This is a genomic window from Micromonospora sp. CP22 (assembly GCF_009712475.1).
Lineage (GTDB): Bacteria > Actinomycetota > Actinomycetes > Mycobacteriales > Micromonosporaceae > Micromonospora.
Genome location: NZ_VCJO01000002.1, coordinates 364,030 through 376,232, shown reverse-complemented (window position 1 = coordinate 376,232; position 12,203 = coordinate 364,030). Strand labels below are relative to the sequence as shown.

Sequence of the window (12,203 nt, the reverse complement as noted above, 5' to 3'; positions counted from 1 at the left end):
ACCATGGAGATCGACTGGGAGCGGCTGCGGGCCGCGGCCACCGAGGTGATGCGACACGCGTACGTGCCGTACTCGAACTTTCCGGTCGGGGCGGCGGCGCTGGTCGACGACGGCCGGGTCGTGGTCGGCTGCAACGTGGAGAACGCCGCGTACGGTGTGGTGCTCTGCGCCGAGTGCGGGGTGGTCTCCTCGTTGCACGCCACCGGCGGCGGTCGGATCGTGGCGCTGTCCTGCGTCGACGCCACCGGCGAACCGCTGATGCCGTGCGGGCGCTGCCGGCAACTGCTGTGGGAGCAGGGCGGGCCGGAGTGCCTCGTCGAGGCCAAGGGCGGGCCGCTGCGGATGGCCGAACTGCTGCCGCACGCCTTCGACGTGGCCGACATCGAGGCGGTCACCGGGGAGCGGCCGGTGCCGGTGGTCCCCGACCGGCTCGCCGCCTGGCGGGGGCGGGGCACCGTCTTCGTGCACCCTGACCTCTCCGCCGGGCAGCAGGTCTGGACGGCCTACTGGGAACGATCCGCCGGTGACGACGCGGGTGCCGAGACCGGGGTGCTGGAGGAGGGCCCGAGCTGGGACGACCCGACGGAGGCGATCGGCTGGGGGTTGGCGCGTACGCCCCGGGTGGTGGTGGTCGACGCGTCCGGCACCATCTTCTGGGCCGGTGAGGGCGAGCCGCCGGCGGAGATTCCGGTTCGCTGGGGTTGAGCTTGTCGTTGGTTGGGCTTGGAGCCCGGGGCCGACCGTTCCCGGCTCCGGGCGGTCAGGCTTGATCCCTCCGCCGGGCACGGTCGGCCCCGGCCCGTCGTGGGTCACCAGCCGTGCGACGGTGACCACATGGTGGTCCCTCGGCGATCGATGCACATATCCGGTATGCCGGACGACTAGGGAAGATCTTCTGATGAGTGGGTTTGCGGCTGTTGATGTTATTCGGGTGAAGCGGGATGGGGGGGTGCTCTCCGACGCGCAGATCGACTGGGTGGTGGACGCGTACACCCGGGGGGTGGTGGCCGACGAGCAGATGTCGGCGCTGGCCATGGCGATCCTGCTGAACGGCATGACCGGGCCGGAGATCGCCCGCTGGACGGCCGCGATGATCGCCAGCGGTGAGCGGCTCGACCTGTCCGCGGTGACCCGGCCGACCGTCGACAAGCACTCCACCGGCGGGGTCGGTGACAAGATCACTCTGCCGCTCACCCCGTTGGTCGCGGCCTGCGGTGCCGCGGTGCCGCAGTTGTCCGGGCGCGGGCTCGGGCACACCGGCGGCACGCTGGACAAGCTGGAGTCGATCCCGGGCTGGCGGGCGGCGCTGACCAACGCGGAGTTCATCGCCCAACTGCGGGACGTCGGCGCGGTGATCTGCGCCGCCGGCTCGGGCCTCGCCCCGGCCGACCGCAAGCTGTACGCGCTGCGCGACGTCACCGCCACCGTCGAGGCCATCCCGCTGATCGCCAGCTCGATCATGAGCAAGAAGATCGCCGAGGGGACCGGCGCGCTGGTGCTGGACGTGAAGGTGGGCTCCGGCGCGTTCATGAAGTCGGTCGACGACGCCCGGGAACTGGCCCGGACCATGGTGGAACTCGGCGGCGCGCACGGTGTGAAGACCGTCGCCCTGCTCACCGACATGTCCACCCCGCTCGGGCGGGCCATCGGCAACGGCATCGAGGTGACCGAGTCGGTGGAGGTGCTCGCCGGTGGCGGACCGGCCGACGTGGTGGAACTGACCCTGGCGCTGGCCCGGGAGATGCTCGACGCGGCCGGGCTGCCCGATGCCGACCCCGCCGCCGCTCTCCGCGACGGGAAGGCGATGGACTCCTGGCGGTCGATGATCCGGGCCCAGGGTGGCGACCCGGACGCGCCGATGCCCGAGGCCGCCGAGATCGAGGTGGTCCGCGCTGACACGGACGGTCACGTCGCGGCGGTCGACGCGTACGCCATGGGGGTGGCGGCGTGGCGGCTCGGCGCGGGACGGGCGCGCAAGGAGGACCCGGTCAGCGTGCCAGCTGGCGTACTGCTGCACAAGCGTCCCGGTGATCCGGTGCGTGCCGGGGAGCCCCTCTACGAGCTGCGGGCCGAGCGGGCGGAGCTGATCCCGGCGGCGCTGGCCGAGGCGGCCCGTGCGGTGACGGTCGCCGCCCGGCCACCGGCCGTGACGCCGCTGGTGATCGAACGCATCGAGTGACGAAACCCTGGTCCGGGCCATGGTGCCGGAGCGTGAGGGCCGCTATTCTCGCAGGCCAGGGGGGACTGTCGGCGCCGAGACATCGTGATCAGACAGGATGTTGCCGTGATCGTGCCTGCCCCTGACCCCCGCGCGGTGCGTGAGGCGAGCCTGGAGGAACTGGCTCGGCTGCGGCTGCCCCTGCCGCCGCCGCAGTTTCCGCTGGTCTGGGAGCCGGGCGACAACATCGAGCTGCGGCCGACGGCGGAGATCGAGGCACGGATTGCCGTGCTGCACCTGATCCTGGCCCGGTGCTTCGGCATGCCGCCGCAGGCTGCGATGAGTTGGCTGCTCGCCTCGCACTTGGTGGAGATGGTCACCCCGCCGGAGTTCCAGTTCGTCACCGGAGCCAAGGGCGACCACCGCTCCTTCGTGCTGCACCACGACGCGCTGTTCTCGCTGGCCTGGGTGCTCGGTCTGACCAAGCAACTGGACCCCACCATGCCGACCGACGACCGGCTGGTGGAGCGGCTGCCGCACATCGCCGAGGGGGAGACCTTCCGGCAATGGCGCTCCCGCATCCTGGCCGCGCCACAGCATCCGGCGGACGCGGCCGCCCTGCTCGACCTGCACTACTGCCTGGACTGGTCGTACCTGGAGGTCAGTCGCGCCGGGCGGACGCTGCCGGGCCTGGTGGACGCCAACGCGATCGGGCAGCGGCGGTGGGCGTTGGAGTGGGCGGTGATCCTGCGCGGGCCCTACCATGACGAACCCCCCGGCTGGGAAGAGGTCGACCTCTCCACCTAGCTCCGACGGTAGGTGCCGAGCCGGACCGCCACGGTCACCCGGACCGGCTCGCCGAGGGCGTCGATCCGGGCGGCCAGCCCCGTCGGGTCGGTGTGCCAGGCGCTCGGACCCATCCCGACCAGGGTGGCCACCTCCGCGCCGGACAATGTCAGCTGCCGCCGGTGCACGGTCGTCGACTCCTCGGTGAAGTGACCGGCCAGGCTGGCGGCCACCCGGTCCGCCTTGGCCGGGTCGACCCGGAGCAGGCCGAGGGCGGCGACCAACTCGGTGAGATGGTCGGTGTCCGGGGTCACCACCAGCAGCCGTCCGGTCGGGGTGAGGACCCGGCGGAACTCGGCGCCGTTGCGGGGGGCGAAGACGTTCAGCACCAGCGTTGCCGAGGCGTCCGCCAGGGGAATTCGCTGCCAGGTGTCGGCCAACGCGGCGGTGATCCGAGGGTGGGCGCGAGCGGCTCGGCGGAGCGCGGGTTTGGCGATGTCCAGCGCGAGCCCGACCGCCTCGGGCACCGCCGCCAGCACCCCGGCGAGGTGCCGGCCGGTGCCCGCCCCCGCATCCACCACCAAGGGGTACGCGTCGGTGGGGGAGTCCGCGAGCGCGGTGACGGCGGCCTCGGCGAGGGCTGCGGAGATGACGTCGTAGTGACCGGCGGCGAGGAAATCCGACCGGGCGGCGACCATCTCGGCGGTGTCGCCACTGTGCGGGGCGCGGCCGGTGAGCAGGTTGACATAGCCCTGTCGGGCGACGTCGAAGCTGTGTCGGCGCGGGCAGCGCAATGCGTGGCTGGTGCCGACCGGAGCGACCGCGAGCCCTGCACCGCAGACCGGGCAGCGCAGCCGGTCGACCACCCGTGGGTCCGGTCCTGCTGGGTTCACCTGGCCATTGTCCCTACCGGTCCGGCACCGGCACAGCGGCGGGGACTAGGGTCGAGCCATGACCACGAGTCTGCGGTACGAGGACATCGTCAGGGCGCCGAAAGCGCTGCTGCACGATCACCTGGACGGCGGCCTGCGCCCTGCGACGATCGTCGATCTGGCGGCGGAGGTCGGTCACGAACTACCCACCACCGACGCGGCGGAACTGGGGCGCTGGTTCGTGGCGGCGGCGGACTCGGGTTCGCTGGAGCGCTACCTGGAGACCTTCGCGCACACCGTCGCCGTCATGCAGACCGGTCCGGCACTGCGCCGGGTGGCCCGGGAGTGCGCCCTCGACCTGGCCGCCGACGGTGTGGTCTACGCCGAGGTGCGGTTCGCTCCGGAGCAGCACCTGGAGCGGGACCTCACCCTCGACGAGGTGGTCGAGGCGGTGCTGGCCGGTTTCGTGGAGGGCAGCACCCTCGCCGCCGAGGCGGGTACGCCGATCCGGGTCGGCACCCTGCTCACCGCGATGCGGCACGCGGCTCGGTCGCAGGAGATCGCCGAGTTGGCGGTACGACACCGTGACCACGGTGTGGTGGGCTTCGACATCGCCGGTGCGGAGGCGGGTTTCCCGCCCACCCGCCACCTGGACGCCTTCGAGTACCTCCAGCGGGAGAACTTCCACTTCACCATCCACGCCGGCGAGGCGTTCGGGCTGCCCTCCATCTGGCAGGCGATCCAGTGGTGCGGCGCCGACCGTCTCGGCCACGGCGTCCGCATCGTCGACGACATCACTCCCGGCCCGCAGCCGAAGCTCGGTCGGCTGGCCGCGTACGTGCGGGACAAGCGGATCCCGCTGGAGCTGTGCCCGTCGTCGAACGTGCAGACCGGCGCCGCCCCGTCCATCGCGGAGCATCCGATCGGGCTGCTGAGAGACCTGCGTTTCCGGGTGACCGTCAACACCGACAACCGGTTGATGAGCGGTACCTCGATGTCCCGGGAGATGGCCCTGCTGGTCGACGCCTTCGACTACGGCTGGCGGGAACTCCAGTGGTTCACGATCAACGCGATGAAGTCCGCCTTCATCCCGTTCGACGAGCGGCTGAAGATCATCGATGAAGTGATCAAACCGGCGTACGCGAAGCTGCTGGGCTGAGCGACTTCCGCGCCGATGGTCAGCCGACCCTCGGCGGATGGTCGGCGGCGAGCAAACCGGCGACCCGGCGCAGCACCTCGCGACCACGGGCGGCCTCCGCGCCGAGACCGGTCTGCCGACGCAACACGGCCGGCTCGGCGCGCAGCAGCGCCACTCCCCGGCGCACCAGCACCCGGGGGCCCTTGCGCTGTTCGGCGAGGTCCCGGGCCAGTCGCCTGAGGAAGGTCGCGCCCCGGGGCCGACGCAGCGCGTACGCCCCGGCGAGCAGGCCGCGTTGCCGACACTCCCCGACGATCTCGGCGGCAAAAATACCTTCAGCTACGAAAAGTGGCGAACCGGCCAGCTCGAAGCGCCGAGTGGCTACCCGTCGATCCTTATTGATGGCGTACACCGGCACCTCCGCGCGGCCGTGTCTGACCAATTGGTCAATAACGTCGACCGCCGCCCGGGCGTCCCACGAATCGGGCGACTCCCAGTCGATCTGACCGTTCCGCCTCGGTAACGTTGGGTCATCACCGTCCTTGTAGAAATCGTCCAAACAGAGCACCGGGAGACCGGTTTGTTGCGCTATGTACGACTTTCCGGAGCCGGAGGGGCCAGCGAGGAGGACGACTCGGTGCGGGGGGCTCATTACTTCGAGTAACTCCGAACAGACGGACCGCGATCAAATTGCATCAACATCTCATCACACCTCCGGCTGGGGCCAACCTGGGCTTTCTCTTTCCGTGGCGGCGTGATGGAATCTCGGATGGTCCGACCCGCCGGGTCGGCTGCTGGGCGTTGTCCGAGGGCAACGCGGACGCTGCAATCACGAGGGCGGTGACGTGAGCAAACGGCCGAAGACGGCAGGTTCCTTCCTGTCGCGTCTGCGCCGGCCGGCAGGTCGGCTCCGCGACATGCCGATCTGGTCCAAGCTCGGTCTCATCATGATCGTGCCGACCATCGCCACGGTCGTCGTGGGTACCAGCGGTCTGGTCGACCACCTGGACGCGCTCAACGACGCCAACCGGGCCGGCGACCTCGCCGAACTCATCGGCCACTCCGGTGCGCTGGTGGATGGTCTTCAGGACGAGCGGACCGCCGCCGTGCTGTTGCTCGGCCTGGATCCGCAACGGAGCACCGCCACGCAGAAGGACACCGCCTCCACCCGCTACAACGAGGTCTCGGCAGGAGTGGACTCGGCCAAGGCCCCCTACTCCCGGCAGCGCTCCGACCTCACCGACCTGCCGGTCAGCCTGCAGACCCTGCTCGCCCAGATCGACGAACGCCTCGGCGACCTGCCGGGCACCCGCAGCCAGGTGCTCAACGGGAAGTTCCGAATCACCGACGCGCTCCAGTCCTACGACGAGCTGATCAACCAGCTCCTCGCGGTCCGGGACTCGGCCAGCCAGCTGGCCGGTGACAACGACCTGAGCGACCGCATGCGGGCCGCCGCCGCGGTGGCCCGGGAGAAGGAGTGGCTCTCCGTCCGCCGGGTGGTCGTGCACCGGGCACTCATCTCGGGCGGCATGAGTTCGACCCTGCGGACCGACTACATCTCCAGCGAGACGGGTCAGCAACAGGCGCAGCAGAGCTTCGACGCGGTGGCCACCGAGGCGGAGGCGGAGTTCCACGCCCAGACCATCGGCGGTGGCGACCGTCGGCAGGCGACGATCTACATCAGCCAGGTCAACGCCGACAACTCGCAGAACCTCGCCGGCATCTCGTTCACCCCGCAGCAGTGGGACGACGCGCTGGTCGCCAACGGCAAGCTGATCCGGTCGGTGGAGACGAAGTTCGACTCCGACGTGGCGGAACAGGCCGGCAAGCTCCGCTCCGAGGTGCAGCGCACCGTGTTCCTGGAGACCGGCCTGCTGCTCACCATGCTGCTGCTCGCCATCTTCCTGGCGTTCCTGGTGGCCCGTTCGATGGCCCGGTCGCTGCGTGAGCTGCGGCAGGGCGCGCTCTCCATCGCCCAGTACGGGCTGCCGCAGGCAGTGGCCAAGCTGCGCGACCCGCAGGTCACCGGGCAGCTCTCGCCGGTGCAGCTGGCCAACCAGATCGCCGAACCACTGCCGGTACGCAGCAAGGACGAGTTCGGTCAGGTGACCGAGGCGTTCAACGCGGTCCACCTGGAGGCGGTCCGCACCGCTGCCGAACAGGCCGCCCTGCGGTCGTCGGTCGCGACGATGTTCGTCAACCTCGCCCGTCGGTCCCAGATCCTGGTCGACCGGCTGATCGGTCACCTCGACCGGCTGGAGCGCGGCGAGGAGGACCCGGACCGGCTGGCCGAGCTGTTCCAGCTGGACCACCTCGCCACCCGAATGCGTCGTAACGACGAGAACCTGCTGGTTCTCGCCGGTGCCGACTCGACCCGTGTGCAACGTGAACCGGCCGCACTGATCGACGTGATGCGGGCCGCCCAGTCCGAGGTCGAGCACTACACCCGGATCGAGTTCGGGGTGATCGACCGGGACATCGAGGTCGCCGCGCACGCGGTCAACGACCTCGTCCACCTCGTCGCCGAGCTGTTCGACAACGCGACCGCCTTCTCCCCGCCGGACTCGCAGGTGCTGGTCGAGGCGCGTCGGGTCGGCGACCGTGCCTCGCTGTACGTGGAGGACCGCGGCATCGGCATCAGCGGCGAGCAACTGGCCGAGCTGAACGAGCGTCTTGCCACGCCGCCGCAGGTGGACGTCGCCGTCTCCCGGATGATGGGCCTGGTCGTGGTCGCCCGCCTGGCCTCCCGGCACGGCGTCAAGGTCGAGCTGCGACCCGGCAGCGACCGGGGCACCGTCGCCGAGGTCACCCTGCCGCCCACCGTGCTGGTGCCTCGGGCGCTGTCCGGTCGGGGGCAGCAGCCCGCCGCCTTGCCGGCCCCGGCCGGCCCCGCGTCCGGGCCGAACCCGGCGTTCGGTGCGCTGGCCGCGCTCGGCAACAGCGCACACCCGCCGGCGCCGCCCACCCCGCGCAACCCGGGTGGCTCCGGTAACCAGGTGACCCTCGGCGGCCGGCCCTTCGATCCGGCGAACCGTAACGGTTCCGGCACCCCGACCTCGGTGGGCAGCGGAGGCAACCTGCCCGCCTGGTCCGACCTGACCGGAGCCAGCGGCACCACCGGTGGCAACGGCAACGGCTTCGCGCCGCTCACCTCGAACGGTCACCCGGTCGACCCGCTGCCGCAGCGCCGCTCCGGTGACGAGCCGGGCGGTCAGCCGCCGCACATTCCGCGCCAGCTGCCCAGCAGTCCCGAGTCCGGGCCGTACGCCCCGCCTACGGTGTCGGCTCCGCCGGTACCCCCGGTGTCGTCGCCCCCGGTGTCCGGTACGCCGTACTCGGCCCCGCCGGTCTCGGCGGCCCCGGTCTCCGGTCACCCGGTGTCGGCCTCGCCCGTCTCCGGCTCGCCGGTCTCGACGCCGCCCGGTGGACCGCTGCCGCAGCGGCCGGTCTCGGCGGCGCCCAGCGCCGCTGCCCCGGCACCACCGGCCTGGCCGCCGGTGGCCGGGGAACCCGCCGCACCGCCCGTGCCGGAGCGGTTGGCCGCCGCCCTGGACATGACCACCGAACTGCCTCGGGTGCCGCAGCAGGCCCCGGCCGCACGGCCGGCGCAGGCACCACCGGCGGCGCCCACGACGCCGCAGGCCCAGAACCGGCAGCGGTACGCCGATGAGACGATGGAGCTGCCGATTTTCCGGGAGCTGGAGTCGGCGTGGTTCCGTACCCGTCGTCCGGGCCCGGAGGAGTCGGCCGGTGCGCGTCAGGCGGCTACGGCCGGTGCGACGACTCAGCAGCTCTCCACGGTCGATGTCGGTAACCGGCCGGCCCAGCAGACCCAGACCGGGACGACAGGTAACGCACCGATGGCACAGACTCCGACGGGGGCGGGCGCGCCCGGCGGGAACGGCGCGGCAGCGAGCGGCGGATCCCGTCCCGGCGCTGCCGACAGCGCGCCCTCGCACCGTCCGACCCAACAGGAGAGCATCTGGCGGACTGCGGCCGACGACGGCTGGCGGGCGGCCAGCGCCGCCAGCCAGGCACCGGCGGCTGGCACCACCCAGACCGGGCTGCCGAAACGTACGCCGATGGCGCAGCTCGTGCCCGGGGCGGTGGAGAAGCCCACCACCTCGGTGCAGCGCCGGAACCCGGAATCGGTACGCGGTCTACTCTCCGCCTACCACCGGGGTGTCCAGCGGGGACGTAGTCACCCCTCGGACAGCAACCCGACCGGCCCGGAGGGAACTTCGGGCGGGCAGCAATCCTCGCAGTCTGGCTCTGGCCCGGTGGCCGGGAGCGGGCAGAAGGAGCAAGAAGGATGACTAGTACGCAGGATCTCGGTTGGCTGCTGGCCAACTTCGCCGATCGGGTACCCGGTGTCGCACATGCGGTCGCCGTCTCCGCGGACGGCCTGCTCCTGGCGTCGTCACGAGACCTCCCCCGGGATCGGGCGGACCAGCTGGCGGCGATCGCCTCCGGTCTGGTCAGCCTGACCCAGGGTGCGGCCCGTTGCTTCGAGGGAGGCGCTGTGCTGCAGACCGTGGTCGAGATGGACAATGGCTTCCTGTTCCTGATGTCGATTTCCGACGGATCGTCGTTCGCGGTGCTCGCCGCGCGTAGCTGCGACGTGGGACAGGTCGGTTACGAAATGGCCCTGCTCGTTGACCGGGTGGGCGACGCCCTGACCCCACAGCCGCGTACGGCTGTGGGGATGATGGGTTGATCGTCGCGCCAGCCGGTGGGGGCAGGCGGGGCGGCAACATTGCATACGACGGATAGCGCCGGTGCGAGCCGGTGCCGGGTACGAAGGAGGTGAGCGGCAACATGGCTGATCGTGACGAGCCGACCGGTGCGCTGGTCCGTCCATACGCCGTGACCCGCGGTCGTACCCGTCCTCGCCTCGACATCGCCATTGAGGCGTTGGTCGAGACGACGGTGCGCGGTCGGGCCGCTGCCACTGGCAATGGTGGCCAAGGCCGTGAGCACCAGTACATCGCCGCGCTGTGTGACGGACGCGTGCAGTCGCTCGCGGAGATCGCGGCGCGGATGCAGCTTCCGCTCGGCGTGGCCCGGGTGCTCATCGCCGACATGGCGACGGACGGCCTGGTCGCGGTCCACGAGCCGACCATCCTGGACGACTCGGACGACGCGGTGGGCACTGAATTGCTGGAGAGGGTGCTGAGTGGACTTCGCAGGCTCTGACATGTCGCACCGGCCGCCGGCCCCTAGCGGGCGCGTGACGTCGGCGAAGATCGTTATCGCCGGTGGATTCGGCGTCGGCAAGACGACGCTGGTCGGCTCGGTCTCGGAGATCACGCCGCTGACCACCGAGGCCATCATGACCTCCGCCGGAGTCGGCGTCGACGACACCCGGCAGGTGCCGGGCAAGACGACGACCACGGTGGCCATGGACTTCGGTCGTATCTCGATCGATCGTGACCTGATCCTGTACCTGTTCGGTACGCCGGGTCAGACCCGCTTCTGGTTCATGTGGGATGAGCTGGTGCGGGGCGCGATCGGCGCGGTCGTGCTGGTGGACACCCGCCGGCTGGCCGACTGCTTCGCGGCGATCGACTTCTTCGAGCACCGGCGGCTGCCGTACCTGGTCGCCATCAACTGCTTCGACGGGATGCAGTACCACGACCCGCAGGACGTTCGGGAGGCGCTCGCCATCTCCAGCGACGTGCCGGTGGTGGCCTGCGACGCCCGGAACCGGGAGTCGACGAAGCACGTGCTGATCTCGCTGGTCGAGTACGTGCTCACGATGCGCCGCTCCCGGGCCGTCGCTCCCGCCTGACGATCGCGCACCAACGCCCGGCGACGGTCACCGCCGTCACCGGGCGCTGGTGGGCGACCTGATGTGATGTGTCGACGGTGGGCACCCTCGGGTGCCCACCGTGGTCAGCTGAGGCGGTTCCAGGCGCCGGCGTCGACCCGGTACACCCCGAGAGAGTGGCGGTCCATGCCGCTGTGCCGGATGGGCGTGAAGGAGTACAACCCGGCCAGCCCGTCGGTGACCTGATTCTGCAGGTAGGCCCGGAGCCGTCCACGGTCCACACTGTCGGCCAACCGGGCCGCCGTGCTGATCAGCAGGAGCGCGTCCGAGGCGTACGGAGCGAAGCCACGGTAGGCCCCGTGGGCGCGGATGTACGACGCGACCAGATCGCGGTAGGCACGGCCGGCGGCGCTGCTGTTGGCGATGGTGGAGCCGCCCAGCGACGAGGGGTGGACCGCGTAGGCACCCTCGACTGCGGAGAGGTTGCGGCTGTCCAGCGTCTCGTCGGCCACCGCCCCGGCGTCGAAGAACAGTTCACCGTCGTGTCCGGCGGCCCGCAGCGCCCGTGCGGCGGCACCGGAGGTGGGCGCGGTGGCCCAGACCACCACACCGTCCGAGCGGGCCGCGACGGCCTGTTCAGCGGCGCGGGCGAGGCCGGCATTGCCGGCGGGCAGTCGTACGGTGCGAGCCAGCCCGACCTCTGCGGTGCGCAACGCGCCCCTCATCGCCCGTACGCCCGAGTCGCCGTGCAGTCCCTCCTCGGCCAGCACCGTCACCCGGCGCAGCCCCTCGGCGCTGATCAGTTGGGCGAGCCGCCGGGCCACGTCTCCGGCGTCCGGGGTGACCTTGTAGATGAAGGCCCGCTGGGCCAGGGGCACGGCGATGGAGTCACCGAACGCCAGTGACACGAACGGCAGCCGGAGCTTCTGCGCCACCCCGATGACCGGCATCGAGGTCTCCGCCAGGGTGGCACCGAGCAGGGCGTGCACGTCGTCTCGCTGGCCCAGTTCGGTCGCCTGCTGGGCGGCCAGCCGGGGATCGCTGCGGTTGTCCAGCACCTCCACGCGTACCGTCCGGCGGAGGTTGCCGACCGCCACGCCCTTCTCGTTGAGGGACGCCACGGTGATGGCCAGCGCCCGTTCCTGAAGCACGCCCAGTGCCGCGCCGGGGCCGGTCAGTTCCAGAGTGGCACCGATGACCAGCTCGTGGCCGGGGGTCGGCCGGGTGACGGCGTTCTCCCGGTCTCCGTCGCGCCCGCAGGCGCTCAGGAGGAGCGAGCCCGCCGCAGCGGCCAGTACGCCGCGCCGGGTGATCACGGATGGGCCGGTTGCCGGTGTCGCCATGAGTCGCCTTCCCGCCCGGCGACCTGCCGCCGGATGTTCCGCGGGTATGCTCCCGGCCCTGCCGACCCGGCGTCAAATTATCCGGGTGTGGAAAGAAACACGCAGGTGAAGGGCATGATGGCGGGGGTGGTGGGCG

At 71.3% G+C, this 12,203-nt stretch carries 11 protein-coding genes; 8 read left to right on the top strand and 3 right to left on the bottom strand.

Going from position 1 to position 12,203, the window contains the following annotated elements:
- Positions 1-3 precede the first annotated feature (3 nt).
- From FF096_RS05060 to FF096_RS05050, 3 genes are all read left to right on the top strand, one after another.
- The gene (locus FF096_RS05060; RefSeq protein WP_155215175.1) at positions 4-705 is read left to right on the top strand and encodes a cytidine deaminase; all 702 of its coding nucleotides are present in this window, start codon (positions 4-6) and stop codon (positions 703-705) included.
- Between the two features lie 193 nt (positions 706-898).
- Positions 899-2,179, top strand: a complete 1,281-nt coding sequence (locus FF096_RS05055; protein ID WP_155215174.1) for a thymidine phosphorylase — start codon at positions 899-901, stop codon at positions 2,177-2,179.
- A 105-nt stretch (positions 2,180-2,284) separates the two neighbouring features.
- Positions 2,285-2,965, top strand: a complete 681-nt coding sequence (locus FF096_RS05050; protein ID WP_309222710.1) for a DUF4272 domain-containing protein — start codon at positions 2,285-2,287, stop codon at positions 2,963-2,965.
- On the opposite strand, the gene FF096_RS05045 is transcribed toward FF096_RS05050, so the two are convergent.
- Positions 2,962-3,837 carry a putative RNA methyltransferase gene (locus FF096_RS05045; RefSeq protein WP_309222709.1) on the bottom strand — a complete coding sequence of 292 codons (876 nt, stop codon included), beginning with the start codon at positions 3,835-3,837 and terminating at the stop codon, positions 2,962-2,964. The genes FF096_RS05050 and FF096_RS05045 overlap by 4 nt on opposite strands.
- Positions 3,838-3,895: 58 nt before the next feature.
- Here FF096_RS05045 and FF096_RS05040 point away from each other — a divergent pair, with 58 nt between their 5' ends.
- Complete coding sequence (locus tag FF096_RS05040; RefSeq protein WP_155215173.1) at positions 3,896-4,975, top strand: adenosine deaminase; 1,080 nt, start codon at positions 3,896-3,898, stop codon at positions 4,973-4,975.
- Between the two features lie 19 nt (positions 4,976-4,994).
- Here the strand turns inward: FF096_RS05040 and FF096_RS26515 are convergent, their stop codons facing one another.
- Positions 4,995-5,366: a hypothetical protein gene (locus tag FF096_RS26515; protein ID WP_230462279.1), complete on the bottom strand. Its 372-nt coding sequence runs from the start codon at positions 5,364-5,366 to the stop codon at positions 4,995-4,997.
- 433 nt (positions 5,367-5,799) lie between these two features.
- Between FF096_RS26515 and FF096_RS05030 the strand changes: the two genes are divergently transcribed.
- From FF096_RS05030 to FF096_RS05015, 4 genes are all read left to right on the top strand, one after another.
- Positions 5,800-9,270, top strand: coding sequence for a sensor histidine kinase (locus FF096_RS05030; protein ID WP_309222708.1), 3,471 nt, complete (start codon positions 5,800-5,802; stop codon positions 9,268-9,270).
- On the top strand, positions 9,267-9,671 hold the full coding sequence (locus FF096_RS05025) for a roadblock/LC7 domain-containing protein (protein ID WP_013731521.1): 405 nt from the start codon (positions 9,267-9,269) through the stop codon (positions 9,669-9,671). The genes FF096_RS05030 and FF096_RS05025 overlap by 4 nt, the downstream gene beginning before the upstream one ends.
- Before the next feature lie 101 nt (positions 9,672-9,772).
- Positions 9,773-10,150, top strand: coding sequence for a DUF742 domain-containing protein (locus FF096_RS05020; RefSeq protein WP_155215170.1), 378 nt, complete (start codon positions 9,773-9,775; stop codon positions 10,148-10,150).
- Position 10,151: 1 nt separating this feature from the next.
- Complete coding sequence (locus tag FF096_RS05015; RefSeq protein WP_155215169.1) at positions 10,152-10,745, top strand: ATP/GTP-binding protein; 594 nt, start codon at positions 10,152-10,154, stop codon at positions 10,743-10,745.
- Positions 10,746-10,849: 104 nt separating this feature from the next.
- On the opposite strand, the gene FF096_RS05010 is transcribed toward FF096_RS05015, so the two are convergent.
- On the bottom strand, positions 10,850-12,067 hold the full coding sequence (locus FF096_RS05010) for an ABC transporter substrate-binding protein (protein ID WP_155215168.1): 1,218 nt from the start codon (positions 12,065-12,067) through the stop codon (positions 10,850-10,852).
- Positions 12,068-12,203: the final 136 nt, after the last annotated feature.

Bases quoted from the DNA above. Each gene is read 5' to 3' on its own strand.
- FF096_RS05010 (WP_155215168.1), bottom strand. From the start codon at position 12,067: ATGGCGACACCGGCAACCGGCCCATCCGTGATCACCCGGCGCGGCGTA.
- FF096_RS05015 (WP_155215169.1), top strand. From the start codon at position 10,152: ATGTCGCACCGGCCGCCGGCCCCTAGCGGGCGCGTGACGTCGGCGAAG.
- FF096_RS05040 (WP_155215173.1), top strand. From the start codon at position 3,896: ATGACCACGAGTCTGCGGTACGAGGACATCGTCAGGGCGCCGAAAGCG.
- FF096_RS05060 (WP_155215175.1), top strand. From the start codon at position 4: ATGGAGATCGACTGGGAGCGGCTGCGGGCCGCGGCCACCGAGGTGATG.
- FF096_RS05020 (WP_155215170.1), top strand. From the start codon at position 9,773: ATGGCTGATCGTGACGAGCCGACCGGTGCGCTGGTCCGTCCATACGCC.
- FF096_RS05055 (WP_155215174.1), top strand. From the start codon at position 899: ATGAGTGGGTTTGCGGCTGTTGATGTTATTCGGGTGAAGCGGGATGGG.
- FF096_RS05025 (WP_013731521.1), top strand. From the start codon at position 9,267: ATGACTAGTACGCAGGATCTCGGTTGGCTGCTGGCCAACTTCGCCGAT.